Source organism: Erwinia sp. CGal63 (assembly GCF_037026505.1).
In the GTDB taxonomy this organism is placed as follows: domain Bacteria; phylum Pseudomonadota; class Gammaproteobacteria; order Enterobacterales; family Enterobacteriaceae; genus Erwinia.
Genome location: NZ_JAKUMN010000010.1, coordinates 1 through 25,705, shown reverse-complemented (window position 1 = coordinate 25,705; position 25,705 = coordinate 1). Strand labels below are relative to the sequence as shown.

At 57.8% G+C, this 25,705-nt stretch carries 23 protein-coding genes and 1 pseudogene; 17 read left to right on the top strand and 7 right to left on the bottom strand.

The window, feature by feature from the left end; translation table 11 throughout:
• Nucleotides 1-303: 303 nt before the first annotated feature.
• On the top strand, nucleotides 304-1,149 hold the full coding sequence (locus MKZ79_RS20800) for a carboxylate/amino acid/amine transporter (RefSeq protein WP_336144531.1): 846 nt from the start codon (nucleotides 304-306) through the stop codon (nucleotides 1,147-1,149).
• A gap of 45 nt (nucleotides 1,150-1,194) precedes the next feature.
• Here MKZ79_RS20800 and MKZ79_RS20795 read toward each other — a convergent pair whose 3' ends face one another.
• The 3 genes from MKZ79_RS20795 to metR all read right to left on the bottom strand — a co-directional run bounded on the left by MKZ79_RS20795 (nucleotide 1,195) and on the right by metR (nucleotide 3,147).
• Entirely contained in the window at nucleotides 1,195-1,497 is a 303-nt protein-coding gene (locus MKZ79_RS20795; protein WP_336144530.1) for a hypothetical protein, read from the bottom strand.
• A gap of 125 nt (nucleotides 1,498-1,622) precedes the next feature.
• Nucleotides 1,623-2,102, bottom strand: a complete 480-nt coding sequence (locus tag MKZ79_RS20790) for a DUF1456 family protein (protein ID WP_336144529.1) — start codon at nucleotides 2,100-2,102, stop codon at nucleotides 1,623-1,625.
• A gap of 103 nt (nucleotides 2,103-2,205) precedes the next feature.
• A complete protein-coding gene (metR, locus tag MKZ79_RS20785; RefSeq protein WP_336144527.1) occupies nucleotides 2,206-3,147 on the bottom strand; it encodes an HTH-type transcriptional regulator MetR in 942 nt (313 codons plus the stop codon).
• 135 nt (nucleotides 3,148-3,282) lie between these two features.
• Between metR and metE the strand changes: the two genes are divergently transcribed.
• Nucleotides 3,283-5,553 carry a 5-methyltetrahydropteroyltriglutamate--homocysteine S-methyltransferase gene (metE, locus tag MKZ79_RS20780; protein WP_336144526.1) on the top strand — a complete coding sequence of 757 codons (2,271 nt, stop codon included), beginning with the start codon at nucleotides 3,283-3,285 and terminating at the stop codon, nucleotides 5,551-5,553.
• 60 nt (nucleotides 5,554-5,613) lie between these two features.
• Here metE and MKZ79_RS20775 read toward each other — a convergent pair whose 3' ends face one another.
• Nucleotides 5,614-6,438: a dienelactone hydrolase family protein gene (locus MKZ79_RS20775; protein ID WP_336144525.1), complete on the bottom strand. Its 825-nt coding sequence runs from the start codon at nucleotides 6,436-6,438 to the stop codon at nucleotides 5,614-5,616.
• A gap of 270 nt (nucleotides 6,439-6,708) precedes the next feature.
• Here MKZ79_RS20775 and udp point away from each other — a divergent pair, with 270 nt between their 5' ends.
• The 9 genes and pseudogenes from udp (at nucleotide 6,709) to tatD (ending at nucleotide 15,011) form a co-directional block, all read left to right on the top strand.
• On the top strand, nucleotides 6,709-7,470 hold the full coding sequence (gene udp, locus MKZ79_RS20770) for a uridine phosphorylase (protein ID WP_336144524.1): 762 nt from the start codon (nucleotides 6,709-6,711) through the stop codon (nucleotides 7,468-7,470).
• 224 nt (nucleotides 7,471-7,694) lie between these two features.
• Entirely contained in the window at nucleotides 7,695-9,227 is a 1,533-nt protein-coding gene (gene rmuC, locus MKZ79_RS20765; protein ID WP_336144523.1) for a DNA recombination protein RmuC, read from the top strand.
• A 74-nt stretch (nucleotides 9,228-9,301) separates the two neighbouring features.
• A complete protein-coding gene (gene ubiE / locus MKZ79_RS20760) occupies nucleotides 9,302-10,057 on the top strand; it encodes a bifunctional demethylmenaquinone methyltransferase/2-methoxy-6-polyprenyl-1,4-benzoquinol methylase UbiE (RefSeq protein WP_336144522.1) in 756 nt (251 codons plus the stop codon).
• Nucleotides 10,058-10,069: 12 nt separating this feature from the next.
• On the top strand, nucleotides 10,070-10,675 hold the full coding sequence (gene ubiJ / locus MKZ79_RS20755; RefSeq protein WP_336144521.1) for a ubiquinone biosynthesis protein UbiJ: 606 nt from the start codon (nucleotides 10,070-10,072) through the stop codon (nucleotides 10,673-10,675).
• A complete protein-coding gene (gene ubiB / locus MKZ79_RS20750) occupies nucleotides 10,672-12,309 on the top strand; it encodes a ubiquinone biosynthesis regulatory protein kinase UbiB (protein WP_336144520.1) in 1,638 nt (545 codons plus the stop codon). The genes ubiJ and ubiB overlap by 4 nt, the downstream gene beginning before the upstream one ends.
• A 100-nt stretch (nucleotides 12,310-12,409) precedes the next feature.
• Entirely contained in the window at nucleotides 12,410-12,655 is a 246-nt protein-coding gene (tatE, locus tag MKZ79_RS20745; protein WP_336144519.1) for a twin-arginine translocase subunit TatE, read from the top strand.
• Nucleotides 12,656-12,658: 3 nt separating this feature from the next.
• Nucleotides 12,659-13,189, top strand: a pseudogene (gene tatB, locus MKZ79_RS20740) (Sec-independent protein translocase protein TatB); the annotation flags it as partial.
• A gap of 218 nt (nucleotides 13,190-13,407) precedes the next feature.
• The gene (gene tatC / locus MKZ79_RS20735) at nucleotides 13,408-14,157 is read left to right on the top strand and encodes a Sec-independent protein translocase subunit TatC (RefSeq protein WP_336144518.1); all 750 of its coding nucleotides are present in this window, start codon (nucleotides 13,408-13,410) and stop codon (nucleotides 14,155-14,157) included.
• 65 nt (nucleotides 14,158-14,222) lie between these two features.
• Entirely contained in the window at nucleotides 14,223-15,011 is a 789-nt protein-coding gene (tatD, locus tag MKZ79_RS20730; RefSeq protein WP_336144517.1) for a 3'-5' ssDNA/RNA exonuclease TatD, read from the top strand.
• Here the strand turns inward: tatD and rfaH are convergent.
• On the bottom strand, nucleotides 15,008-15,496 hold the full coding sequence (gene rfaH, locus MKZ79_RS20725; protein ID WP_336144516.1) for a transcription/translation regulatory transformer protein RfaH: 489 nt from the start codon (nucleotides 15,494-15,496) through the stop codon (nucleotides 15,008-15,010). The genes tatD and rfaH overlap by 4 nt on opposite strands.
• A gap of 290 nt (nucleotides 15,497-15,786) precedes the next feature.
• On the opposite strand from rfaH, the gene ubiD reads away from it, so the two are divergent.
• Both ubiD and fre read left to right on the top strand, forming a co-directional pair.
• Nucleotides 15,787-17,274: a 4-hydroxy-3-polyprenylbenzoate decarboxylase gene (gene ubiD / locus MKZ79_RS20720; RefSeq protein ID WP_336144515.1), complete on the top strand. Its 1,488-nt coding sequence runs from the start codon at nucleotides 15,787-15,789 to the stop codon at nucleotides 17,272-17,274.
• A gap of 36 nt (nucleotides 17,275-17,310) precedes the next feature.
• The gene (fre, locus tag MKZ79_RS20715; protein WP_336144514.1) at nucleotides 17,311-18,012 is read left to right on the top strand and encodes an NAD(P)H-flavin reductase; all 702 of its coding nucleotides are present in this window, start codon (nucleotides 17,311-17,313) and stop codon (nucleotides 18,010-18,012) included.
• A 40-nt stretch (nucleotides 18,013-18,052) separates the two neighbouring features.
• Here fre and fadA read toward each other — a convergent pair whose 3' ends face one another.
• Together fadA and fadB are read right to left on the bottom strand one after the other, a co-directional pair.
• Nucleotides 18,053-19,216 (bottom strand): acetyl-CoA C-acyltransferase FadA, encoded by a 1,164-nt coding sequence (gene fadA / locus MKZ79_RS20710; protein ID WP_336144513.1) that lies wholly within the window; start codon nucleotides 19,214-19,216, stop codon nucleotides 18,053-18,055.
• A gap of 10 nt (nucleotides 19,217-19,226) precedes the next feature.
• On the bottom strand, nucleotides 19,227-21,410 hold the full coding sequence (fadB, locus tag MKZ79_RS20705; protein ID WP_336144512.1) for a fatty acid oxidation complex subunit alpha FadB: 2,184 nt from the start codon (nucleotides 21,408-21,410) through the stop codon (nucleotides 19,227-19,229).
• 179 nt (nucleotides 21,411-21,589) lie between these two features.
• Between fadB and pepQ the strand changes: the two genes are divergently transcribed.
• From pepQ to hemG, 4 genes are read left to right on the top strand one after another with little or no spacing between them, the layout of a single operon-like run.
• Nucleotides 21,590-22,921 carry a Xaa-Pro dipeptidase gene (gene pepQ / locus MKZ79_RS20700; protein WP_336144579.1) on the top strand — a complete coding sequence of 444 codons (1,332 nt, stop codon included), beginning with the start codon at nucleotides 21,590-21,592 and terminating at the stop codon, nucleotides 22,919-22,921.
• A complete protein-coding gene (locus MKZ79_RS20695) occupies nucleotides 22,921-23,532 on the top strand; it encodes an IMPACT family protein (RefSeq protein ID WP_336144511.1) in 612 nt (203 codons plus the stop codon). Before pepQ ends, MKZ79_RS20695 begins: the two co-directional genes overlap by 1 nt.
• Nucleotides 23,533-23,558: 26 nt before the next feature.
• On the top strand, nucleotides 23,559-25,010 hold the full coding sequence (gene trkH / locus MKZ79_RS20690; RefSeq protein ID WP_336144510.1) for a Trk system potassium transporter TrkH: 1,452 nt from the start codon (nucleotides 23,559-23,561) through the stop codon (nucleotides 25,008-25,010).
• A gap of 15 nt (nucleotides 25,011-25,025) precedes the next feature.
• Nucleotides 25,026-25,562, top strand: coding sequence for a menaquinone-dependent protoporphyrinogen IX dehydrogenase (hemG, locus tag MKZ79_RS20685; RefSeq protein ID WP_336144509.1), 537 nt, complete (start codon nucleotides 25,026-25,028; stop codon nucleotides 25,560-25,562).
• The last annotated feature ends 143 nt before the right edge of the window (nucleotides 25,563-25,705 follow it).

The window sequence follows — 25,705 nt, the reverse complement described above, 5'->3', positions numbered from 1 at the left end:
TTTTTCTCTTTTATGAATCCGTGCAGGAATAAATAAGAATATTTACCGTAGCGGGCAGAGCCTAAAAGAAAGCGAGCGCGATCGCTGTGAAGAGAGACGCAAAGATGACAGTTTTATGACAGCCAAAACCAATTATGTGGCGGATATCTCTCTATGCCTGCGCCGCGAAAAGAGAAGAGTGTGAGGCCGTTCACTGAAGCTGGCGTCGCTGTATTTTTTGTGACCGGATGTCAACCAGATATTTCCCCATCGGCAGAGGCTTTTCGCTACACTGTGCCGACTTTTTTACCAGGGATTTTTATCGTGACCTTATTGATCGTCACCACTATTTTGTGGGCCTTTTCATTCAGCTTGATAGGGGAGTATCTGGCGGGCCAGGTCGACAGCGTCTTCTCGGTGCTGATCCGTCTGCTGCTGGCCGCCGTGGTGTTCCTGCCGTTTCTGCGCTGGCGCGGCCACCGGCTTTCAACGCTGCTGCTCTATATGGCCGTAGGCGCGCTGCAGCTGGGCGTGATGTACCTGTTCAGCTTTGAAGCCTATCTCTACCTCAGCGTTTCCGAGTTGCTGCTGTTTACAGTGATGACGCCGCTTTATATCACGCTGATCTACGATCTGATGAGCGGTCGCGGCGTGCGTTCAGGCTATCTCCTGAGCGCGCTGCTGGCGGTAGCGGGCGCGGCCATTATCCGCTACGACAAAGTCAGCGATCACTTCTGGTACGGGCTGCTGCTGGTGCAGCTGGCTAACCTCTGCTTCGCGGTCGGCATGGTGGGCTACAAGCGGCTGCAGGAAACACGGCCGATGCCGCAGCATACCGCTTTCTCATGGTTCTATATGGGCGCGGCGCTTGTCGCGGTCGTCGCCTGGTTTCTGTGGGGCAATCCGCAAAAGCTGCCGACCACGACGCTGCAGTGGAGCATTCTGATCTGGCTGGGCGTTGTGGCGTCCGGGCTGGGCTACTTTATGTGGAATTACGGCGCGACGCAGGTGGATGCCGGCACGCTGGGGATTATGAACAATATGCATGTTCCTGCAGGCTTGCTGGTTAATCTGGCGATATGGCAGCAGCAGCCGCACTGGCCAAGCTTTATTATTGGCGCTGCGGTGATTTTTGCTTCACTTTGGCTACACCGACGCTGGATAAAATAACGCGATGCTTTAGCAGGGCGCGTCGCGCCCTGCTAAAGCTATAACTTAACCAGCGATGGAAGTGACAAACTCATTTAGTTTCGCGGCAATTTTATTAATGCCTGTTTCAATGGCGCCGCCAATACGGCTGCCCAGATCCTCACCCGCAGTTTTTACCTGCTCTGCGGTATAGCCCAGATTGCCCAGCGACAACGCTTTATACAGGCTGGAGAATACGGAGCCATAAATTTCAGTGGCTTTTTCCTGAATCTTACCTGCGCCACTCACAGCGGCAACTTCAGTAGTATTAAGCTCTCTCATGATATATCCTTTTTCATGGTTAACGTATTTACGGAATGTAAATAGCATCGCGGATAATATGAGCGTTATTTTATATTGTCAAGAAAGTGTAAGGCGGAAAGATTTATTTTACGGCGTGATTTATTATTTCTGACGTCTTTTAATAAAAGGCAGCCCGAAGGCTGCGAAATGAATTATTGTTTTTTAGCAGGAGCAGGTCTTAATTTTAATGTCATTCCTTTCAGGAAATTCCTTAAAATTTGATCGCCGCACTCGCGATAATTTTTATGACCAGGCTTGCGGAAAATCGCGCCAATTTCAGACTGACCTACGGCAAAATCAGCCAGTTTAAGCACGTCGATAATATCGGTAGTTTTTAAATCAAAAGCGATTCGCAATTTTTTAATAATAATATTATTCGTCATTTTGCGCTCAATAGAGGGTTCCGGCGCATCTTCGCTCTTGCCGCGGCGCTGGAAAATCAGACCGTTCAGGAAATAGCCCATGATCACGTCCGGACAGGCGCGAAAGCCCGCTTCATCCTCTTTTTTCAGAAAGCTTTGCATCTCCGCTTCGCTCACTTCACTTTCCGCCAGCGCCAGAATGGTGACCATTTGGGCATCGCTCAGATTCAGCATATAGCGCACGCTGCGCAAAACGTCGTTATTGGTCATAGAAATCTCATCGGTTCAGGATCGTTGGCCGCATTATAGAGACAAATGACGCCGGATAAAGGAATACCGTCAGCAAAAAGCCGACGGCGGATAAGCAGGGCAATTATAAATGGCTGAGCGAAGCGGGCAGCGGCGCACCTGGCGCGGAGGCGTCTCTGACCAGCGGCAGATGCTCGCAGGCGTGCTGGCGGGCGGAATGAATAAAAGCTTCTACTACCGGTTGCCGCTGCTCACCGTCGCGTACGGCAGCGTATAAACGGCTCCATAATCCCTGGCCAAGCGTTTTCGTTACCACCAGCCCCTGAGTCTCGAAGCTCTCCACCACCCAGTGCGGCAGCGCGGCGATGCCCATGCCCGCCGACACCATCTGGATTAGCAGCAGCGTATTGTCCACGCTTTTCAGGGCCGGACTGACGCCCGCAGGCTGTAAAAAATGGCGCCAGATATCCAGGCGCTGGCGCTGCACCGGATAGATCATCAGCACTTCGCTGGCCAAATCCTCAGGCGAAATATGTTCCACCATCGCCAGCGGATGATCGGGCGCCAGCACCAGCCTGACCTCAAAATCGAACATCGGCGAATAGAAGAGCCCGCTGCGCGGCAGAATGTCGGAGGTCAGTACCACGTCCAGTTCGCCCTGCTGCAGCGCGGGCTGCGGGTCGAACGTCACGCCCGATTTAAAGTCCATCACCACCTGCGGCCAGCTTTTACGGAAATTATTCAGCGCCGGAGTCAGCCACTGAATGCAGCTGTGACACTCGATGGCGATGCGTAGCGTGGTCTGATGCGGCTCGTGGCAGGCCTGCAACGCGTGTTGGATCTGCGGCAGCACCTGCTCGGCGAGCTGCAGCAGAATTTCGCCCTGCGGCGTAAAGCGCAGCGGCTGGCTTTTACGCACGAACAGGCGGAAACCCAGGCGCTGCTCCAGATCGCTGAACTGGTGAGACAGGGCCGACTGCGTCTGATGAAGCTGGGCGGCGGCGGCGGCCAGCGAACCGCTGTTGCGCAGCGCTTGCAGCGTTCGCAGGTGTTTGAGTTCAATCATGAGAGTCCTTCACATCGACAATGAACAATTTGCGCTTGTGGCCCATACAGTACCTGCGGATTATAGATGTGTAAACATCTGGACGTCTAAAAGCCCGATAGCCACGACAGCGGGCGATAACTGAGGAACGTATTGATGACAATTTTAAACCATACGCTCGGCTTTCCCCGTGTCGGCCTGCGTCGCGAACTAAAAAAAGCCCAGGAAAGCTACTGGGCGGGCAACAGCACGCAGGAGGAGCTGCTGGCGGTAGGCCGCGAGCTGCGCGCCCGCCATTGGGAGCAGCAGAAGCAGGCGGGAGTGGACTACGTGCCGGTCGGCGATTTCGCCTGGTACGATCATGTGCTGACCACCAGCCTGCTGCTGGGCAACGTGCCCGCGCGCCATCAGAACAAAGAAGGTTCGGTGGATCTGGATACCCTGTTTCGTCTGGGCCGTGGCCGTGCGCCAACCGGCGAACCGGCGGCGGCGGCCGAAATGACCAAATGGTTTAACACCAACTACCACTATATGGTGCCGGAATTTACCAAAGGTCAGCGTTTCCGGCTGAGCTGGACGCAGATTCTGGACGAAGTGGATGAAGCGCTGGCGCTGGGCCACAAGGTGAAGCCTGTGCTGCTTGGGCCGGTAACTTATCTCTGGCTGGGAAAAGTCAAAGGCGAAGCGTTCGACCGTCTGAGCCTGTTACAGGAGATACTGCCGGTTTACCAACAGGTGCTGGCCGAGCTGGCAAAGCGCGATATCGAATGGGTGCAGATTGACGAGCCAGCGCTGGTACTGGAGCTGCCGCAGGCATGGCTGGACGCTTTCCAGCCGGCTTACGATGCGCTGCAGGGAAAGACCAAACTGCTGCTGACCACCTACTTTGAAAGCGTCGGCTCCAGCCTCAATACCATCGTGAAGCTGCCCGTACAGGGTTTGCACGTCGACCTGGTTCATGGCAAAGATGATATCGCTGCGCTGAACGCCAAAGTGCCGGCTGACTGGCTGCTTTCTTTGGGCGTGATCAATGGCCGCAACGTCTGGCGCGCCGACCTCAGCAGCTGGTTTGAGCGCCTGCGGCCGCTGGTCGACAAGCGTAAACAGCTGTGGATCGGCTCTTCCTGCTCGCTGCTGCACAGCCCGATCGACCTGAGTTCGGAGACGCGTCTGGATGAGGAGGTGAAAAGCTGGTTCGCTTTCGCGCTGCAGAAATGCCAGGAGCTGGCGCTGCTGAGCAAGGCGCTGAACGCTAACGATCCGCAGTCGCTGGAAGCCTGGAGCGCGCCGATCCGCGCCCGTCGCGACTCCGCCCGCGTGCATAATGCCGCCGTTGGCGAGCGCCTGGCTGCCGTCAGCGCGAAAGAGAGCGAGCGTAACAGCAGCTATCCCGTACGCGCCGCAGCGCAGCGCCAGCGTTTTCAACTGCCTGCGTGGCCGACCACCACCATCGGCTCTTTTCCGCAAACCCCTGAAATTCGCGGCCTGCGGCTGGACTTTAAGCAGGGTCGTCTGGACGGAAACCGCTATCGAACCGGTATCGCAGAGCACATTAAGCAGGCGATCGTCGAGCAGGAACGCCTGGGGCTGGACGTGCTGGTTCATGGCGAGGCGGAGCGCAACGACATGGTGGAATATTTTGGTGAAAACCTCGATGGCTTCGCCTTTACCCAGAACGGCTGGGTACAGAGCTACGGCTCCCGCTGCGTCAAGCCGCCGGTCATCATCGGCGACGTCAGCCGTCCGCAGGCAATCACCGTGGAGTGGGCCAAATACGCGCAGTCGCTGACCGACAAGCCGGTAAAAGGGATGCTGACTGGCCCGGTCACTATTCTCTGCTGGTCTTTCCCGCGTGAAGACGTTTCCCGTGAAACTATCGCTAAGCAGATCGCGCTGGCGCTGCGTGATGAAGTGGCGGATCTGGAAAAAGCGGGCATCGGCATTATTCAAATCGACGAGCCGGCGCTGCGCGAAGGTCTGCCGCTGCGCAAGTCAGACTGGGCGGCCTATCTGGAATGGGCCGTGGACGCTTTCCGCCTGAACGCCGCTGTCGCGCGGGACGATACCCAGATCCACACCCATATGTGTTACTGCGAATTCAACGACATTATGGATTCCATCGCCGCGCTGGACGCGGATGTGATCACCATCGAAACCTCACGTTCCGATATGGAGCTGCTGGAAGCGTTTGAGGAGTTTGACTATCCGAACGAAATCGGCCCGGGCGTGTACGATATCCATTCGCCAAACGTGCCGAGCGTGGAGTGGATGGAGGCGCTGCTGCGTAAAGCGGCGAAGCGTATTCCGGTGGAACGTTTATGGGTCAATCCGGACTGCGGTCTGAAAACGCGCGGCTGGCCGGAAACCCGTCAGGCGCTGGCTAATATGGTGCAGGCCGCCCGCAATCTGCGTAAAGCCGTCGTCTGAGTGTTGAATGATATCGGGGCGCTTTGGGCGCCCCTTTTTCGCTGTTGACCGACCGCGCCGTTATTTAACGCCGTTCTGTCGGAACCAGTTCAGCATCCGCTGCCAGCCATCTTTGGCGGATTCTTCATGGTAGCTGGGACGATAGTCGGCATTGAAAGCGTGCCCGGCGTCGGGATAAACCACAATCTCTGAATTGGCGTTCGCCGCCCGTAGCGCCTGCCGCATCTTGTCCACGCTTTCTGCCGGGATGCTCTCATCCTGCGCGCCATACAGCCCCAGCACCGGCGCGTTCAGATCGACCGCGACATCGACCGGATGCTTCTGCTGCTGCAGCGTCTTATCGCCTACCAGCTTGCCGTACCAGGCGACGCCTGCCTTCAGCTGTGGATTATGCGCGGCGTAAAGCCAGGTGATGCGGCCGCCCCAGCAGAATCCGGTAATGCCCATATTGCGCATATCGCCGCCGTGGCGCGACGCCCAGTTCGCCACGTGATCCAGATCCGCCAGCACCTGGGTATCCGGCACTTTGCTGACCAGTTCTTTAAATAGCGTAGGGATATCGTTGTAGTCGGCGGGATCGCCCTGGCGGAAATAGAGTTCGGGCGCCACGGCCAGATAGCCTTCCGTCGCCAGACGGCGGCAAATATCGCGAATATGCTCATGCACGCCGAAAATCTCCTGCACTACCAGAATGACCGGCAGCGGGCCGCTGGCGTCGCGGGGCCTGGCGTGAAAGGCAGGCATATTTTCGCCCTGGGTCGGGATTGACGTTTCGCCGGAAACGATATCGGCGCTGTCGGTAACGATGGTGGTCGCTGCGGCAGGTGAAACCGCAGGAGCGAATCCCTTATTCGATGTTTGAGTCGGATTATCGTCGGTTTTCATTGTCCTCTCCATGCATGCAGTAGCGCAATCAGCTAACTATAGCCAGGATTACGTTTCGAACGGGTGAAGGTCACGCTGTCATCTTCGCCGTCGCCGCGCATTTCTGACAGAGCGATAAGGCTGAATGGCATTTTTATGTGACTATCATCACGCTCCAATGAATTCCAAATGTAATTTTCATTATCTCAAGTGAAGTTACTCACACAATTTCACGCAAGGTTACGTTACTGTAAGCGTTTTATCGCCTTCCCCTTTTAACCGGAGCTTGCTATGGCACAGTCAGACGTTTTCCACCTGGGTTTAACCAAAGCCGACCTTCAGGGCGCGACCCTTGCCATTGTGCCAGGCGATCCTGAGCGCGTTAAAAAAATTGCCGCGCTGATGGAGAATCCTGTTCATCTGGCGTCGCATCGTGAATTCACCACCTGGCGAGCCGAAATCGACGGCAAAGCGGTGGTGGTATGTTCGACCGGCATCGGCGGCCCGTCGACCTCTATCGCTGTGGAAGAGCTGGCGCAGCTTGGCGTACGCACTTTTCTACGCGTCGGCACTACGGGCGCTATTCAGCCGGAAATCAACGTGGGTGACGTGCTGGTAACAACCGGTTCCGTTCGCCTGGACGGTGCAAGCCTGCACTTCGCGCCGCTGGAGTTCCCGGCCGTCGCTGATTTCACCTGCACCACCGCGCTGGTCGAAGCGGCGAAAGCGGCTGGCGCCACCACGCATATTGGCGTGACTGCCTCTTCCGACACCTTCTATCCAGGCCAGGAGCGCTACGACACTTTCTCCGGTCGTGTGGTCAGCCGTTTCCAGAATTCGATGAAAGAGTGGCAGCAGATGGGCGTGCTGAACTATGAGATGGAGTCCGCCACGCTGCTGACTATGTGCGCCAGCCAGGGCCTGCGCGCCGGTATGGTGGCGGGCGTTATCGTCAACCGTACCCAGCAGGAAATCCCCGACGCGGAAACCATGAAGAAAACCGAAAGCGATGCGGTGCGCATCGTGGTCGACGCGGCTCGTCGTTTGATCTGACTCGTCACTGAGGGCGGCGAACAGTTGCCCATCGCATTGAAAATATCCTCAGGGGAGCCGTGCGCTCCTCTTCTTTAACCGCGCCGACCGGGCAAATTCTTCGAGCCGTCTCCGGCATTTCGATGAAACTCCCGCCAGCGCCGTTACATCACGCTTTTTAGCTCGACATTGCCGCAGGCTGCCCTTACCTTTTCTGCCAGAGAAGCTTGTGCGGGAGAAAGCGCGTGGATGCAACAATCGGTTACGGCATCGGTTCAGGCCTGGCGGGTCTGCTGGTCGGCTGGCTTATCGCCTGGTATCAGAGCCAACAGCGCGCCGCGCAGCAGGAAACGGAGCGCAGGCTGCAGCAGCAGGCCGCCGAACAGCTGAAACAGGATCGCGATCGCCTGGCTCAGCAGCAGATCCAGCAGCAGCAGGCGCAAAAGCAGCAGGAGCTGGAGCTGCGTCAGCTGCATGGTTCGCTGGCGGCCGCGCAGGAAAAACTGACTCAGCTTGACCACTGGCGCGGCGAGGCTGAACAGCTGGCGCGCGAGCTACGCACGCAGCTGGAGATCAATAGCGCGCAGGAAGCGGAGCTGCGCGAGGTCACCATTCGGCTTGAAGAGAGCAGAATGGCGGCGGAAGAGAAACAGCGCCTGCTGGTCAACAGCGAGCAGCGGCTGAACGCGCAGTTTGAACACTTAGCCAACCGTATTTTCGAACACAGCAACCGGCGCGTCGATGAACAGAATCGCCAGAGCCTGGACGGCCTGCTCTCGCCGCTGCGTGAGCAGCTGGAAGGCTTTCGTCGCCAGGTGCAGGAAGGCTTCGGCCAGGAGGCGCGCGAGCGCCACACGCTCTCCCATGAAATTCAGAACCTGCAGCGGCTCAACGCCCAGATGGCGCAGGAAGCGATCAACCTGACGAAAGCGCTGAAGGGCGATAATAAAATGCAGGGCAACTGGGGCGAAGTGGTGCTCAGTCGCGTGCTGGAGGCTTCCGGCCTGCGCGAAGGGCACGAGTATGAAACCCAGGTCAATATCCAGCTCGAGCACAACGCCCGGATGCAGCCGGATGTCATTGTGCGTCTGCCGCAGGGCAAAGATGTGGTGATCGACGCCAAGATGACGCTGGTCGCCTACGAACGCTACTTCAACGGCGAGGATGAAGCCACGCGCGAAGCGGCCATCGGCGAACATATCGCCGCCATCCGCAGCCATATTCGTCTGCTGAGCCGCAAAGATTATCAGCAGCTGCCCGGTTTGCGCTCGCTGGACTACGTGCTGATGTTTATTCCTGTCGAACCCGCCTTTCTGGTGGCGATCGACCGTCAGCCGGAGCTGATCAACGAGGCGCTAAGCCAGAACATCATGCTGGTCAGTCCGACAACGCTGCTGGTGGCGTTGCGCACCATCAATAATCTGTGGCGCTATGAACACCAGAGCCGTCACGCGCAGCGCATCGCCGATCGGGCGGCTAAGCTTTACGACAAGATGCGGCTGTTTGTCGACGATATGTCAGCAATAGGGCAAAACCTCGATAAGGCTCGTGAAAGCTATCGCCAGGCGATGAAAAAACTGGCGGAAGGGCGGGGCAACCTGATAGCGCAGACGGAAAGCTTTCGTCAGCTGGGCGTCTCCATTAAGCGACCTATCAATCCGCATCTGGTGGAACAGGCGATGCCGGACGCGGCAGAGCAGCAAGAGAATGACGATGACGACGAGGTCGCGTATCTGGCGACGCAAACCGGGCCAGGCGCGGCCCGAGTCAACGAATAACCCGCAAGGCAGTGCCTGGCCTGCGGGACTCTGATACACTTGGCAGATAACTGATTGCAGAGCAGGCAAAACAAATGGCAGATGAATCAAAGGATACCACGCACTTCGGCTTTCAGACGGTAGCGAAAAGCGACAAGGCTGAAATGGTGGCTGATGTTTTCCATTCCGTTGCGGCCAAATATGACCTGATGAACGATCTGATGTCGTTCGGCATTCACCGCGTCTGGAAACGCTTTACTATCGACTGCAGCGGTGTGCGCCGAGGCCAGCGCGTGCTGGATCTGGCGGGCGGCACCGGCGATCTGACCGCTAAATTCTCTCGTCTGGTAGGCGAAACCGGCGAAGTCGTGCTGGCCGATATCAACAGCTCCATGCTCAAGGTTGGGCGTGAAAAACTGCGCAACATCGGGATTATCGGCAACGTCAGCTATGTGCAGGCCAACGCCGAGGCGCTGCCGTTCCCGGACAACTATTTCGACTGCATCACTATCGCTTTTGGTCTGCGCAACGTCACCGAAAAAGAGAAGGCGCTGGCCTCAATGTTTCGCGTGCTGAAGCCAGGCGGACGTCTGCTGGTGCTGGAGTTCTCCAAACCGGTACTGGAGCCGCTGAGCAAGGCTTACGATGCTTACTCGTTCCACGTGCTGCCGCGCATCGGCGAGCTGGTGGCGAAAGACGCCGGCAGCTATCGCTACCTGGCCGAATCCATCCGTATGCATCCGGACCAGGATACGCTAAAGCAGATGATGGATGACGTCGGCTTCGAAAACACCACTTACCACAATCTGACCGGTGGCATCGTTGCGCTGCACCGCGGATTCAAGTTCTGAACAGGATAGCGAATGACCTTAACGCCGCTGTTAACCGCGGGGCTGGAAACGGCGCTCAATCAGATTCTCTATCGCGATCGCGGCCTGAAAGCGGCGCGCCAGCGTCTTAATGGCAAAAGCCTGGCCGTAGAGCTATTCGAGCTGAAGCAGCCGCTGATCTTCATCTTTAGCGAAGCCCAGGTCGATGTGCTGGGCGACTGGAGCGATACGCCGGATTGCCGGGTGAAAACTCGCCTGGCCACGCTGCGCAAGCTACGCGATCGCCAGCAGTTAACCAGCTTGATCCGCAGCGGTGAGCTGGAGGTCGAAGGCGATCTGCAGGTCGTTCAGCAGTTTTCCGCGCTGATCGATCTGGCCGAGCTGGATCCTGCTGAATACCTCGCGCCCTGGATTGGCGATGTCGCCGCTCAGGGCCTTAGTCAGGCCGCTCGCCGCGGGCTGCAGCTGCTGCGCGGCGATGTCACTCGCAAGCAGAGCTACCTTAGCCAGGCGCTGACGGAAGAGTGGCGCCTGGCGCCAGGCTCGCTGGAGCTGGCCTGGTTTGCTGAAGAAGTTGACGCTGCCGCTCGCGAGCTGGCGGCGTTGGAAACCCGTCTCAACCAACTGGAGGGCAAATGACCCTCGGAGAAATACGCCGTCTCTATTTTATTATCCGCATTTTCCTCAGCTACGGCCTTGACGAGCTGATTCCGAAAACCCGTCTGGCGCTGCCGCTGCGCCTGTGGCGCAGAACCTTGTTCTGGATGCCTAATCTGCATAAAGAGCGCCAGCTGGGCGAACGTATCCGCCTGGCGATGGAGCAGCTTGGCCCGGTATGGATCAAGTTCGGGCAGATGATGTCCACGCGCCGCGACCTTTTTCCGCCGCATATCGCCGATCAGCTGGCGATGCTGCAGGACAAAGTTGCGCCTTTCGACGGCGTGCTGGCGAAAAAGCAAATTGAGCTGTCGCTTGGCTGTAAAGTGGAAACGCTGTTTGATGACTTCGTGATCACGCCGCTCGCTTCCGCCTCTATCGCGCAGGTGCATACCGCCACGCTGAAAGAAAACGGCAAGGAAGTGGTCATCAAAGTGATTCGCCCGGATATCCTGCCGGTGATCAAAGCGGATATGAAGCTTATCAACCGCATGGCGGCCTGGGTGCCGCGTCTGCTGCCGGACGGTCGTCGTCTGCGTCCGCAGGAAGTGGTGGCCGATTACGAAAAAACGCTGATCGACGAGCTGAACCTGCTGCGCGAAGCGGCCAACGCCATCCAGCTGCGCCGCAATTTCGAAGGCAGCAATATGCTCTACGTGCCGGAAATCTACTCCGACTACTGCAGCGAAGGCATGCTGGTGATGGAGCGTATCTACGGTATTCCTATCTCCGACGTGGCGCAGCTTGAGCAGCGTGGCGTCAATATGAAACTGCTGGCCGAGCGCGGCGTGCAGGTTTTCTTTACCCAGGTGTTCCGCGACAGCTTTTTCCATGCCGATATGCATCCGGGCAATATCTTTGTCAGCTATGAGCATCCCGAAGATCCGCAGTATATCGGTATCGATTGCGGCATCGTTGGCTCGCTGAATAAAGAGGACAAGCGCTACCTGGCGGAAAACTTTATCGCCTTCTTTAATCGCGACTACCGTAAGGTGGCCGAGCTGCACGTTGACTCTGGCTGGGTGCCGCCGGATACCAACGTAGAGGATTTTGAGTTCGCTATCCGCACCGTTTGCGAACCGATTTTTGAAAAGCCGCTGGCGGAGATCTCCTTCGGCCACGTGCTGCTAAACCTCTTTAACACCGCGCGCCGCTTCAATATGGAAGTGCAGCCGCAGCTGGTGCTGCTGCAGAAAACGCTGCTGTATGTCGAAGGCGTCGGCCGCCAGCTCTATCCGCAGCTCGATCTGTGGAAGACCGCCAAACCGTTCCTGGAAGACTGGATTAAGGATCAGATCGGCATTCCGGCCATCGTGCGTGCGCTGAAAGATAAAGCGCCGTTCTGGGCGGAAAAACTGCCGGAACTGCCGGAGCTGTTTTATGAAAGCCTGAAGCACCATAAGCATTTGAAGCACAGCGTTGAAAAACTCACGCATGACCTGAGAAACGATCGCGTTCGCCATCATCAATCCCACTATCTGTTCGGCGTCGGCGCCACGCTGCTGCTGAGCGGCACCGCGATCCTGCTGACCAGGCCGCAATGGGATCTGCTGTCGGCCGCGATGGTGGCGGGCGGTCTGGTAAGCTGGCTGGTAGGATGGCGTAAAACCGACTGACTGTCATGAAAGGTAAAGAGAGGCTGGCGGCGCTTTGCGTGCCGTCAGCCCGGCTTATATACTGCGAAACCCGCATTATTTGATATCAGAGGCGACACATATGGGCGGTATTAGTATCACGCAATTGTTAATCATTGCTGTAATCGTGGTTCTGCTGTTCGGCACCAAAAAATTACGCGGTCTTGGCTCCGATCTGGGGTCGTCGATCAAAGGCTTTAAAAAAGCCATGAGCGACGAAGACGAGAAACCGAAAACGCACGCCGATGATGCCGACTTCAAAGCCACGCTGGCCGATAAGCAGCATACTGAAGTGAAGAAAGAAGACGTTAAGAACGACAAGGTGTAAGCCGTGTTCGACATAGGTTTTAGTGAACTGATTCTGGTTTTTATTATCGGTCTGGTGGTGCTTGGCCCGCAGCGTTTGCCGGTAGCGGTGAAAACCGTGGTCGGCTGGATCCGCGCGCTGCGCTCGCTGGCCGCTAACGTGCAAAATGAGCTGGCGCAGGAGCTGAAGCTGCAGGAGCTGCAGGACAGCCTGAAAAAAGTGGAAGAGGCCAGCAAAAACAGCCTGACGCCCGAACTGAAGGCGTCGATGGAGGAGCTGAAGCAAACCGCAGAGTCGATGAAGCGATCATATCTGGGCGAAAACGAGAAAGCGGATGATGAAGCGAACACCATTCATAATCCGCTGGTGAAAAATGCCGAGTCGCATGATGGCGTGACGCCGGCGGCGGCCGATCATCAGGCCAGCGCGCCGGTGCAGGCGCCCGCCGCTTCTGCCGCTGTCACAGCAGCGCAGCCCGCTGCCGAAACGGCCGCGCCGGTGGTTCACGTTTCCTCTGCCGCCAGCGAACCGGTCGCGCCATCGTCTGCGGTTACAGAGGCCAACGAGCCGCCAGCCGCCGCCAGCGCGCCTTATGAGCCCGGCGTCGCCGCCGCGCCGAATGTCGTTACCGACGCTAAAGGCGTTATAAACGCCAGCGAAGCAGGCGCCGCAAAACCGGCTGCCGCAAAGGCGAAACCTGGCGTAACCGAAGAAGCGTCGCCGCTCTCCAGCCGTGCGCCTGTCTCCACCACCCAACCGGATGAACGCTAAACATGGCTGTTGAAGATACCCAACCGCTTATCAGCCATCTGATTGAGCTGCGTAAGCGTCTGCTGAACTGCATTATCGCCGTCGTGGCGATCTTTCTTTGCCTGGCTTACTTTTCTAACGATATCTATCAGCTGGTTTCCGCACCGCTGCTGAAACAGATGCCCGCTGGCGCCAGTATGATCGCGACCGACGTGGCTTCGCCTTTCTTTGCGCCGGTCAAGCTCACCATGATTGTCTCCATCTTCATCGCGGTGCCGGTCATCCTTTATCAGATCTGGGCTTTTATTGCGCCCGCGCTGTACCGCCACGAGCGCAGGCTGGTGGTGCCGCTGCTGATTTCCAGTTCATTCCTATTCTATGTGGGGATGGCTTTCGCCTACTTTATCGTCTTCCCGCTGGCCTTTGGCTTCTTTGCGAAAACCGCGCCGCATGGCGTACAGATTGCCACCGATATCAACAACTATCTCGATTTCGTGATGGCGTTGTTTATGGCCTTTGGCGTCTCGTTTGAGGTGCCTATCGCCATCGTGCTGCTGTGCTGGACTGGCGTGACCACGCCGGAAGAACTCAAGAAAAAGCGGCCTTACGTATTGGTAGGCGCCTTCGTGGTCGGCATGTTGCTGACGCCGCCGGACGTGCTTTCCCAGACGCTGCTGGCGATCCCGATGTACTGCCTGTTTGAAGTCGGCGTTTTCTTCTCCCGCTTCTATACCGGACTACGCCGCGAAGAGAGTGACGAGGAGCCTGAGTAACCGCTAAGGCCCGCACAATTAAAAAAATAACCGCCCGTCAGGGCGGTTACTGTTTGGAACACGCTATGTTTGATATTGGGGTCAACCTGACCAGCACGCAGTTCGCCAAAGATCGTGACAAGGTAGTGAAACGCGCCGTTGACGCAGGCGTGACCGGCATCCTGATTACCGGCACCAACGCGCTGGAGAGCCAGCAGGCGCACAGCCTGGCGAAGCGTCGGCCTGGCTACTGCTGGTCTACTGCAGGCGTGCATCCGCATCATGCCAGCGAATGGTCGGCGGAAACGGCGGCCACGCTAAGAAGGCTGGCCGAAAGCCCGGAAGTGGTGGCGATTGGCGAGTGCGGCCTGGATTTTAACCGCAACATCTGCGGCCCGGAGCAGCAGGCTTACGCCTTTAACGCTCAGCTGGAGCTGGCCGCCGATCTACAGCTGCCCGTCTTTCTCCACTGCCGCGAAGCGCACGATCGCTTTCTCGACATCCTGAATCCCTGGCTGCCAAAGCTCTCCGGCGCCGTTGTCCACTGCTTTACGGGCACCAAAGCGGAGCTGGAAGCCTGTCTGGCTGCGGGACTTTCGGTTGGTATTACGGGTTGGGTATGCGACGAGCGTCGCGGGCTGGAGCTGCGCGAACTGATGCCGCTGATCCCGGCCGACAGGCTGCTGTTGGAAACGGATGCGCCTTACCTGCTGCCGCGCGATATGCGTCCTCGTCCGGCCTCGCGCCGCAACGAACCCTGCTTTCTGCCGCATATTGTGGAGCAGGTGGCGCTGCTGCGCGGCGAAGAAGCTGCGGCGCTGGGAGAGCAGTGCGATCGCAACGCCCGCGCGCTGTTCCGTCTGACGGCAGCTTAAAGCTTCTGAAACTGCCGGTTGTCCAGGCTACGTACGATTTGCTTGTTCAGCAGGTTCAGCAGCAGCATAGAGCGCGCTTCGCCGTCCGGCTCGGTAAAAATAGCCTTTAGTCCTTCAAAAGCCCCGGCGGTGATCAGCACTCTGTCGCCGGGCTGCGGCAGCTCCGGATCGGGCAGCGTCGCCGTCGTCTGCGTCTGCAAAGCCTCGATAACATCCTGCGGCACGGTTGCCGGCAAACTGCCGAAGCGCACGAAATGGCTGACGCCGCGCGTGGCGCTGATGGTCGTGGTATGAATCGCTTCCGGGTCGAACTCGATAAACAGATAGTTCGGAAACAGCGGCTCATTCACCTGAGTACGCTTGCCGCGCACCAGTTTCTCTAAGGCAATCATGGGGCTGAGACAATGCACCGCCTGACGCTCAAGATGCTCTTTCGCGCGGGTAAGCTGGCCACGTTTGCAATAAAGTAAATACCAGGATTCCATAACGTCACTTTGCAATTACAGGGGCGCTAAGAATAGCAAAAATAGCGTGACAGTTATAGCAACATGCGGGCTGGATGATGCCTGAAATCGTTCGGGGTAGCCGGATGAAGTAAAGCAGAAAGCTTATTTACTGTAGTAATAAACGGATCGGCTGGTTTACCGGAACCTTCTGGCGAAAAAGATTTCGCCGCGGCAGGAAGAGAGCGGCGGCTTCCTGCCGCGAAAAACTAAGCACAACGCCTTAATCCTCCCTATAATGGCCGATTCACTGACCGTATTGATGAGAAGTCATGAAATATCACGACCTACGCGACTTCCTTTCCCTGCTGGAGCAGCGCGGGGAATTAAAACGTATTACGCAAGAGATCGATCCCGATCTGGAAATGACCGAAATCGCCGATCGCACGCTGCGAGCCGGCGGGCCGGCGCTGCTGTTTGAAAATCCGAAAGGCTACAGTATGCCGGTGCTCTGCAATCTCTTCGGCACGCCAGACCGCGTTGCGCTGGGTATGGGCCAGCAGGATGTAAAAGCGCTGCGCGAAGTCGGTCGCCTGCTCGCCTTTCTGAAAGAGCCGGAGCCGCCGCGCGGTTTCCGCGACTTTTTCGACAAGATGCCGCAGTGGAAACAGGTCTTAAATATGCCGACGAAGCGCCTGCGCGACGCGCCGTGCCAGCAGCAGGTCTGGCAGGGCGACGAGGTCGATTTAAGCCGCATTCCGGTAATGAAATGCTGGCCGGAAGACGCCGCGCCGCTGATTACCTGGGGACTGACGGTCACGCGCGGCCCGCATAAAGAGCGGCAGAACCTTGGTATCTATCGTCAGCAGGTGATCGGCAAAAACAAACTCATCATGCGCTGGCTGTCGCACCGCGGCGGCGCGCTCGATTTCCAGGAGTGGTCGCAACACCATCCTGGCGAACGCTTCCCGGTTTCCGTCGCGCTGGGTGCCGATCCCGCCACTATTCTGGGCGCTGTCACGCCGGTTCCCGACACGCTTTCCGAATACGCTTTCGCCGGGCTGCTGCGCGGCACGAAATCGGAAGTCGTGAAGTGTATTTCCAACGATCTGGAAGTGCCGGCCAGTGCTGAAATCGTGCTGGAAGGCTATATCGAAGCGGGCGAAGTCGCGCCGGAAGGGCCGTATGGCGACCATACCGGCTACTATAATGAGATTGATAACTTCCCGGTGTTCACCGTTACGCATATTACGCAGCGCCGCGACGCCATCTATCACTCCACCTATACCGGCCGTCCGCCGGACGAGCCCGCCGTGCTGGGCGTAGCGCTGAACGAAGTCTTCGTGCCGATCCTGCAGAAGCAGTTCCCGGAAATTGTCGATTTCTATCTGCCGCCGGAAGGTTGCTCCTATCGCCTGGCGGTCGTGACGATGAAAAAACAGTACGCGGGCCACGCTAAACGGGTAATGATGGGCGTTTGGTCATTTCTTCGTCAGTTTATGTACACTAAATTTGTTATTGTTTGTGACGACGATGTTAACGCGCGCGACTGGAACGATGTCATCTGGGCTATTACTACTCGTATGGATCCCGCCAGGGATACGGTGCTGGTAGAAAACACGCCCATTGATTATCTGGATTTCGCCTCGCCGGTTTCCGGACTGGGATCGAAAATGGGCCTGGACGCCACCAACAAGTGGCCGGGAGAAACCCAGCGCGAATGGGGTCGCCCAATTCGTAAAGATCCCGCCGTCACCGCGCGCATTGATGCGATATGGGATGAACTGGGCATCTTCAGTGAGTCGCCCACGCGCAAATAAGCGCCCGGCAATTAATCGACCCGACAGAGGGAATGCATGACAACGCTAAGCTGTAAAGTGATCTCGGTAGAGGCGATAACCGATACCGTTTACCGAGTCCGCATGGTGCCGGAAGCCGATTTCAGCTTCCGGGCCGGTCAGTATCTGATGGTGGTGATGGACGAACGCGACAAGCGGCCGTTTTCGCTGGCCTCCACGCCGATGGAGAAAGAGATTATCGAGCTGCATATCGGCGCTTCGGAACTCAACCTCTACGCTATGGCGGTCATGGAGCGGATTCAGGAGCAGCGCAGGATCACCGTGGATATTCCGCACGGCGACGCCTGGCTGCGCGAAGAGAGCGAGCGACCGCTGATCCTGATTGCGGGCGGCACTGGCTTTTCCTACGCCCGCTCCATCCTGCTGACCGCGCTGGCGCAGCAGCCGCAGCGCCATATTGAAATCTACTGGGGCGGCCGCGAGCTGAAGCACCTGTACGATATGGACGAGCTGGAAGCGCTGGCGGTGAAGCATCCTAACCTGAAGGTGATTCCGGTAGTGGAACAGCCTGAGCCAGGCTGGGAAGGGCGCAGCGGCACTGTGCTGACGGCGGTAATGAACGACCACAGCAGCCTGGCCGATTACGAAATCTATATCGCCGGCCGCTTTGAAATGGCGAAAATCGCGCGCGATCGTTTCTGCGCCGAGCGCGAAGCGAAAGCGGAACAGATGTTCGGCGACGCCTTCGCCTTTATCTGAACCGCGATCTCCGGTCAAATACCGTCCGCAAAGGACGGTATTAAATCCTTTCCAGTACGGTAGCGATGCCCTGGCCCAGACCGATGCACATGGTCGCCAGGCCAAACTGCGCGTCGCGCCGCTCCATCAGGTTCAGCAGCGTAGTGCTAATGCGCGCGCCGGAACAGCCCAGCGGGTGGCCCAGTGCTATCGCGCCGCCGTTCAGGTTGACCTTGTCATCCAGCTTATCCATCAGGCCAAGCTCTTTAATACACGGCAGCACCTGAGCGGCGAAAGCCTCATTCATTTCAAACAGATCGATATCGTCCACGCTCAGGCCCGCTTTCTTCAGCGCCAGCCGTGAAGCGGGCACCGGCCCAAACCCCATAATCGACGGATCGCAGCCAACCACCGCCATCGATCTGATCCGCGCTCGCGCTTTCAGTCCCAGCTCGCGGGCGCGCGACTCGCTCATCAGCAGCATAGCGGCCGCGCCGTCGGAAAGCGCCGACGAGCTGCCTGCCGTCACCGTGCCGTTAACCGGATCGAACGCGGGCTTCAGCGCCGCCAGTCCCGCCGCCGTTGTATCAGGCCGGATCACCTCGTCAAAATCGTAGCGCTTCAGTACGCCGTCGCCGTCGTGGCCGCTGGTGGCGACAATTTCCTCGGCGAAATGGCCAGCCTGCGTAGCAGCCCAGGCGCGCTGGTGCGATCGGGCGGCGAACGCGTCCTGCATTTCCCGGTCGATATGGTGCATTCGCGCCAGCATCTCTGCGGTCAGACCCATCATGCCGGCGGCTTTCGCCACGGTTTTACCCAGGCCGGGATGAAAATCGACGCCGTGACTCATCGGCACGTGGCCCATATGCTCGACGCCGCCGACCAGACAGGCGCTGGCGTCGCCGACCATAATGGCTCGCGCGGCGTCGTGCATCGCCTGCATCGACGAGCCGCACAGGCGATTAACGGTCGTCGCCGGAACCCGGTGCGGGATCTCCGCCAGCAGGGCGGCGTTACGGGCGATATTAAAACCCTGCTCCAGCGTCTGCTGCACGCAGCCCCAATAGATATCGTCCAGACTTTCCGCCGCCAGCGCGGCATTGCGGCTCAGCAGCGCGCGCATCAGATGCGCCGACAAATCTTCGGCCCTGACATGGCGAAAAGCGCCGCCTTTCGAACGGCCCATCGGCGTGCGTACGGCATCAACAATTACGACTTTTTCCATCATTCTTTCCTTACGCCGTTTTCAGGACGGCATCGGCCGGTTGAACCTGGGGATACCACAGCTCTTTGCGCTGCGCTTTTTCCTGCAGGCTGACGGGAAGCTGATAAAGCGGGCCGAGGCTGGCGAAATAGCCCGCCTGACTGGCGAAGCTGGCGCTGCTCAGCGTGTCCAGATAGCGGAAGACGCCGCCGCGAAACGGCGGGAAGCCCAGGCCGTAGACCAGCGCCATATCCGCTTCGGCCGGCGTGGCGATAATGTTCTCTTCCAGGCAGCGCACCACCTCGTTGACCATCGGAATCGTCATACGGGCGAGGATCTCCTCGTCGCTGAACACGCGCTGCGGCTGGCAAACGCTCTGCAGCAGCTTATCGCCTTCAGGATCGATAACTTTTTTCGGTTTACCTTTGCTGTCTTTCTCCCAGCGATAAAAGCCCGCCTGGTTTTTCTGTCCGAAACGCTTCGCCTCGAACAGCACGTCGATGGCGTCGCGATAATCCTTCTTCATTCGGTTCGGGAAGCCGTCGGCCATCAAGCTCTGCGCATGGTGCGCGGTATCGATGCCGACCACGTCCAGCAGCCACGCAGGGCCCATCGGCCAGCCGAAGCTTTTCTCCATCACCTTATCAATCTGGCGGTAGTCCGCGCCGTCCCGCAGCAGCAGGCTGAAGCCCGCGAAATAGGGGAAGAGCACGCGGTTGACGAAAAAGCCGGGACAGTCGTTGACCACGATCGCCGTTTTGCCCATTTTTCCTGCCCAGGCGACCACTTTCGCCAGCGTAGCGTCAGAAGTTTTCTCGCCGCGGATCACCTCGACCAGCGGCATCCGATGCACCGGGTTAAAGAAATGCATGCCGCAGAAATTTTCCGGGCGCTGCAGGGCCTGAGCAAGCTGGCTGACAGGGATAGTGGAAGTGTTGGAGGCCAGCACGGCCTCTTTGGCAAGATGCTGTTCCGTTTCCGCCAGCACCGCCGCTTTGATCTGAGGATTCTCCACCACCGCTTCGACCACCACATCGGCCCGCTCGAACCCTTCGTAGCTTAGGGTTGGATGAATAGCGCCGAGCGCGGTCGTCAGCTGCATAGCATCGATTTTGCCGCGCTCAAGCTGCTTGTTCAGCAGGCCGGCCACTTCGTTCATGCCGAGCGTCAGCGAAGCCGGATTGATATCCTTCATTATTATCGGCACGCCTTTGCTGGCCGACTGATAAGCGATGCCGCCGCCCATAATGCCAGCGCCCAGTACGCCAGCCTGCTGTGGCGGAGCCGCGTCCCGCGCCAGCTTTTTCGCTTTCGCCTTCAGCGCCTGATCGTTAAGGAAAATGCCGACCAGCGCGCGGGCTTCGTCGGAACGCGCCAGCGGCACAAAAGCCCGGGTTTCGAGCAGCAGCGCTTCGTCGCGGCTCAGCGTGGCTGCGGCCTCAATGGTTTTTACCGCCGTCAGTGGAGCAGGGTAGTGTTTGCCTGCCGTTTGCAGCACTACGCCTTTGGCGGTGGTAAAGCTCATCATGGCTTCGATCTTGCTGAGCTTCAGCGGCTGCAGCTTCGGCTGGCGGCGCTCGCGCCACGGCTGTTTGCCGCTAATGGCGTCGCGCAGTATAGCCAGAGCGGCGTCGCGCAGCTTATCGGCCGGCACCACGGCATCCACCAGGCCCAGCGCCAGCGCTTTTTGTGCATCTACATCTTTTCCGGCGGCGATAATCTCCAGCGCGCTGTCGGCGCCCAGCAGGCGCGGCAGGCGTACCGAACCGCCAAAGCCCGGCATAATGCCCAGCTTTGTTTCCGGCAGGCCGATCCGCGCGTCCGGCGCGGCGATGCGAAAATCGGTCGCCAGCACACATTCGCAGCCGCCGCCCAGCGCGTAGCCCTGTATCGCCGACAGCGTCGGCACCGGTAAATCTTCGAGACGATTAAATATGCCGTTGGCGTAGGTCAGCCACTGCGTCAGCTGCTCGGCCGGCGCGGCGAACAGCGACAGAAATTCGGTGATATCCGCGCCGACGATAAAAGTGGGCTTGCGTGAACTGAGCAGCACCGCTTTCAGATCGGTAAGCCGTTCCAGCACGCTAATCGCTTCGCCCAGGCTGGCGACGGTTTGCGTATCCAGCTTGTTGACCGAACCGGGCGCATCAAAAACCAGTTCGGCAATGCCATTTTCCAGCCAGTCCAGAGTCAGGGTGTCGCCTTGGTAAAGCATTCTTCTCTCCTGCTGCCGCGCTTAAGGGATCTGGTCATACCAGATGATCGAGAGTGTGCGGTTGATGTTAATTATTTGCAAACGAGAGTTTGCTTATTTGCAAACAAGATCACAGGCGCGGCAAAACGGCGACGGCGTGCTAAGATGCGCTCAATTTCGTGATTAACGGAGGCAAAGTGATGGACTCGTTGAGCGCCCTTTATCAGGAGCATATTAAAACGCTACAGGCGCGCGCGCAGCAGGTGCTGGCCCGCTTTAAGCTGGATGCCATGCTGATCCATTCCGGCGAACTGCTGACGGTTTTCCTGGATGACCACGACTACCCTTTCAAAGTGAATCCACAGTTTAAAGCCTGGCTGCCGATCACCAGCGTGCCCAACTGCTGGCTGTGGGTCGACGGCGTCAATAAGCCGAAGCTCTGGTTCTATTCGCCGGTGGATTACTGGCACAACGTCGAGCCGCTACCGCAAAGCTTCTGGACAGATGAAATCGAGATCTCGGCGTTGAAAAAAGCCGATGAGATTGGCCAACTGCTGCCGACACAACGTGAAAACGTCGCTTATATCGGCCCGGTGCCGGAACGCGCCGCGCAGCTTGGTATTAACGCCGCCGCCGTCAACCCAAAAGGCGTGATCGATTTTCTGCACTACCATCGTTCTTATAAAACCGACTATGAGCTTTACTGCCTGCGCGAAGCGCAAAAGACGGCGGTGATCGGTCATCGCGCGGCGAAAGAAGCCTTCCTCTCCGGCATGAGCGAGTTCGATATCAACATCGCCTACCTTGCGGCTACCGGACATCGCGATATCGACGTGCCTTACGGCAACATCGTGGCGCTGAACGAGCACGCCGCTGTGCTGCACTACACTAAGCTTGATCATCTGCCGCCGGAGCAGCCGCGCAGCTTTTTGCTGGACGCCGGCACGGAATATAACGGCTACGCCGCCGACTTGACGCGCAGCTACGCCTGGGATTCGGCCAGCGACTATGCGCAGCTTGTTCAGGATATGAATGAAGAGGAGCTGGCGCTGATCGCCACGCTGAAAGCGGGCGTGCGCTATACCGACTATCATCAGCAGATGCATCATCGCCTGGCTAAGCTACTGTTAAAACATCAGCTGGTGAAAGGCCTGAGCGAAGAGGCGATGGTGGCGGAAAACCTGACCGGGCCGTTTATGCCGCACGGCGTCGGCCATCCGCTTGGCTTGCAGGTACATGACGTGGCCGGATTTATGCAGGACGATTGCGGCACGCATCTGGCCGCGCCGCAGCAGTATCCTTATCTGCGCTGTACGCGCATTCTCGAACCGCGCATGGTGCTCACGATCGAACCCGGCATCTATTTTATTGAATCGCTGCTGGCGCCGTGGCGCGAAGGCCGGTTCAGCCACCACTTTGACTGGGCGCGCATTGAGGCGCTGAAGCCTTACGGCGGCATCCGCATCGAAGACAACGTGGTGATCCGCGAGCAGGGCGTGGAAAATATGACCAGGGATCTCAAGCTGGACTGATGGACGCATACGATATTCCCGCTGAAACCTTCAGCTTTAGCGAGGAAATTAAAAAAAGTCGCTTTATCACGCTGCTGGCTCATACCGACGGCGTGGAAGCGGCGCGCGCTTTTCTGCAACAGGTTAAAAGCGAACATCCTGCCGCCAGGCACCACTGCTGGGCCTGGGTAGCGGGCGCGCCTGACGATTCGCAACAGCTCGGTTTCTCTGATGACGGCGAGCCTTCCGGCACGGCGGGCAAACCGATGCTGGCCCAGCTGATGGGTAGCGGCGTTGGCGAGATAACGGCGGTGGTGGTGCGCTATTACGGCGGCATTATGCTGGGCACAGGCGGCCTGGTTAAGGCTTACGGCGGCGGCGTGCAGCAGGCGTTAAAAGCGCTGCCCAGGCAGCAAAAGGTGCCGATGCTGACCTTTACGCTCTCCTGCGACTACGCGCAGCTGGCGGAAATCGAAAGAATGATTGCCCGCTTTCACGGTCAGCTGCGGCACAGCGAGTTCCTGCAGTGCGTCTCGCTGACGCTGGCTTTACCGCACGCGCAGGTAGCGGACTTCAAGCGCCATCTCGCCGATTTCAGCAGAGGGGCGCTTCATCTGGCCCCTGTCGACTAACATCCTGTCAAGAAAGGAAAGGCCACATGCATTTTCGTGCCATCACCCGCATCGTGGGTTTACTGGTCATTTTATTCTCTGGCACCATGATTGTGCCAGGCCTGGTGGCGCTAATCTATCGTGACGGCGCCGGGCGAGCCTTTACGCAAACCTTCTTTATGGCGCTGCTGATCGGCTCGCTGCTGTGGTGGCCGAACCGCAAACAGAAAAGCGAGCTGAAGCCGCGCGAAGGTTTTCTGATCGTGGTGCTGTTCTGGACAGTACTGGGCAGCGTTGGGGCCATGCCTTTTATCTTTGCCGAACATCCCAATCTCTCTTTTACTGACGCGTTCTTTGAATCTTTCTCCGGGCTGACCACCACGGGCGCGACAACGCTGGTGGGGCTGGATTCGCTGCCGAAAGCCATCCTGTTCTATCGACAGATGCTGCAGTGGCTTGGCGGCATGGGGATCATCGTACTGGCGGTGGCTATCCTGCCGATTCTGGGCGTTGGCGGTATGCAGCTCTATCGCGCCGAAATGCCCGGCCCGCTGAAAGATAACAAGATGCGTCCCAGAATTGCCGAAACGGCGAAAACGCTCTGGCTAATCTACGTGCTGCTCACGGTTATCTGCGCGCTGGCGCTTTGGCTGGCGGGAATGCCGCTGTTTGACGCCATCGGCCATAGCTTTTCCACTATCGCTATCGGCGGCTTCTCGACGCATGACGCCAGTATCGGCTACTTCCATAGTCCGACCATCAACACCATTATCGCCATCTTCCTGCTGATCTCCGGCTGTAACTACGGTCTGCACTTTACGCTGCTCAGCGGACGTAATTTGCGCGTCTACTGGCGCGATCCGGAATTTCGCATGTTTATCGGCGTGCAGTTCACGCTTGTTATCATCTGTACGATAGTGCTGTGGGCGCACAATGTTTATCAAAGCGGTATGCAGACGCTGAACCAGGCTTTTTTCCAGGTCGTTTCTATGGCGACCACCGCCGGTTTCACCACGGACAGTATCGCCCGCTGGCCGCTTTTTTTACCGGTGCTGCTGCTCTGCTCCGCTTTTATCGGCGGCTGCGCCGGATCGACTGGCGGCGGCCTGAAAGTGATCCGTATTCTGCTGCTGTTTAAACAAGGCTCGCGTGAATTAAAGCGTCTGGTACATCCAAATGCCGTCTATACCATTAAGCTGGGACAGCGAGCGCTGCCTGAGAGAATACTTGAAGCGGTGTGGGGATTCTTCTCGGCCTACGCGCTGGTCTTCCTGCTCAGTATGCTGGCCATCATCGCCACGGGCGTGGATGACTTCTCGGCCTTTGCCGCCGTTGCCGCCACGCTGAACAATCTTGGGCCTGGCTTAGGGGTAGTAGCGGATAACTTCACTACTATGAATGATGCGGCGAAATGGATTTTGATTCTGACGATGCTGTTTGGTCGTCTTGAGGTCTTTACGCTGTTGGTTCTGTTCACGCCGACGTTCTGGCGCGAGTAACAAAAGTTGAAACTTATGAAAGCACTTATCCTTTACTCCAGCCGCGACGGACAAACCCGGGAAATCGCGGCCTTTATAGCTAACCAACTTAAAGCGCAGCAGGAGTGCGATACGATCAATATCCTGCACGCGGATAATATCGAATGGGCAAAGTACGATCGCGTGCTGATCGGCGCTTCTATTCGCTACGGGCATTTCCATCCGAAGGTAGAAAAGTTCGTAAAACAGCATTTGCAGGCGCTTAAACAGCGTCCGTCGGGATTCTTCTCGGTAAACCTCACGGCGCGCAAGCCTGAAAAGCGCACGCCGCAGACTAATGCCTATACGCGCAAGTTTTTACTGAGCTCGCCGTGGCAGCCTGACTGCTGCGCCGTGTTTGCTGGCGCGCTGCGCTATCCGCGCTACGGTTTCTTCGATCGCTTTATGATCCAGCTGATTATGCGTATGACCGGCGGCGAAACGGATGCCAGTAAAGAAGTAGAGTACACAGACTGGGAGCAGGTAACGCGTTTTACCCATGAATTTGCTGCTTTATCAGGCAAAGCGCAGTAAAAAAAGACGTTTTGTAGAAAAATACGGCTGTCGGTAATTTATTTGTAATAAACGCTTGTCAGCCGTCGAGAACTCCCTATAATGCGCAACCACTGAGACGGCACAACGGTTTACACCAGCGGCTCAGCAGGTTCAGGAAGCTG

Excerpts from the sequence above, each read along its gene's own strand:
- MKZ79_RS20790 (WP_336144529.1), bottom strand. The coding sequence starts at position 2,102 with ATGACCAATAACGACGTTTTGCGCAGCGTGCGCTATATGCTGAATCTG.
- tatD (WP_336144517.1), top strand. The coding sequence starts at position 14,223 with ATGTTTGATATTGGGGTCAACCTGACCAGCACGCAGTTCGCCAAAGAT.
- ubiJ (WP_336144521.1), top strand. The coding sequence starts at position 10,070 with ATGACCTTAACGCCGCTGTTAACCGCGGGGCTGGAAACGGCGCTCAAT.
- tatE (WP_336144519.1), top strand. The coding sequence starts at position 12,410 with ATGGGCGGTATTAGTATCACGCAATTGTTAATCATTGCTGTAATCGTG.
- udp (WP_336144524.1), top strand. The coding sequence starts at position 6,709 with ATGGCACAGTCAGACGTTTTCCACCTGGGTTTAACCAAAGCCGACCTT.
- ubiD (WP_336144515.1), top strand. The coding sequence starts at position 15,787 with ATGAAATATCACGACCTACGCGACTTCCTTTCCCTGCTGGAGCAGCGC.
- pepQ (WP_336144579.1), top strand. The coding sequence starts at position 21,590 with ATGGACTCGTTGAGCGCCCTTTATCAGGAGCATATTAAAACGCTACAG.
- tatC (WP_336144518.1), top strand. The coding sequence starts at position 13,408 with ATGGCTGTTGAAGATACCCAACCGCTTATCAGCCATCTGATTGAGCTG.
- MKZ79_RS20775 (WP_336144525.1), bottom strand. The coding sequence starts at position 6,438 with ATGAAAACCGACGATAATCCGACTCAAACATCGAATAAGGGATTCGCT.
- metR (WP_336144527.1), bottom strand. The coding sequence starts at position 3,147 with ATGATTGAACTCAAACACCTGCGAACGCTGCAAGCGCTGCGCAACAGC.
- rfaH (WP_336144516.1), bottom strand. The coding sequence starts at position 15,496 with ATGGAATCCTGGTATTTACTTTATTGCAAACGTGGCCAGCTTACCCGC.
- fadB (WP_336144512.1), bottom strand. The coding sequence starts at position 21,410 with ATGCTTTACCAAGGCGACACCCTGACTCTGGACTGGCTGGAAAATGGC.
- MKZ79_RS20695 (WP_336144511.1), top strand. The coding sequence starts at position 22,921 with ATGGACGCATACGATATTCCCGCTGAAACCTTCAGCTTTAGCGAGGAA.
- metE (WP_336144526.1), top strand. The coding sequence starts at position 3,283 with ATGACAATTTTAAACCATACGCTCGGCTTTCCCCGTGTCGGCCTGCGT.
- fadA (WP_336144513.1), bottom strand. The coding sequence starts at position 19,216 with ATGGAAAAAGTCGTAATTGTTGATGCCGTACGCACGCCGATGGGCCGT.
- ubiB (WP_336144520.1), top strand. The coding sequence starts at position 10,672 with ATGACCCTCGGAGAAATACGCCGTCTCTATTTTATTATCCGCATTTTC.
- trkH (WP_336144510.1), top strand. The coding sequence starts at position 23,559 with ATGCATTTTCGTGCCATCACCCGCATCGTGGGTTTACTGGTCATTTTA.
- hemG (WP_336144509.1), top strand. The coding sequence starts at position 25,026 with ATGAAAGCACTTATCCTTTACTCCAGCCGCGACGGACAAACCCGGGAA.
- ubiE (WP_336144522.1), top strand. The coding sequence starts at position 9,302 with ATGGCAGATGAATCAAAGGATACCACGCACTTCGGCTTTCAGACGGTA.
- MKZ79_RS20795 (WP_336144530.1), bottom strand. The coding sequence starts at position 1,497 with ATGCTATTTACATTCCGTAAATACGTTAACCATGAAAAAGGATATATC.
- fre (WP_336144514.1), top strand. The coding sequence starts at position 17,311 with ATGACAACGCTAAGCTGTAAAGTGATCTCGGTAGAGGCGATAACCGAT.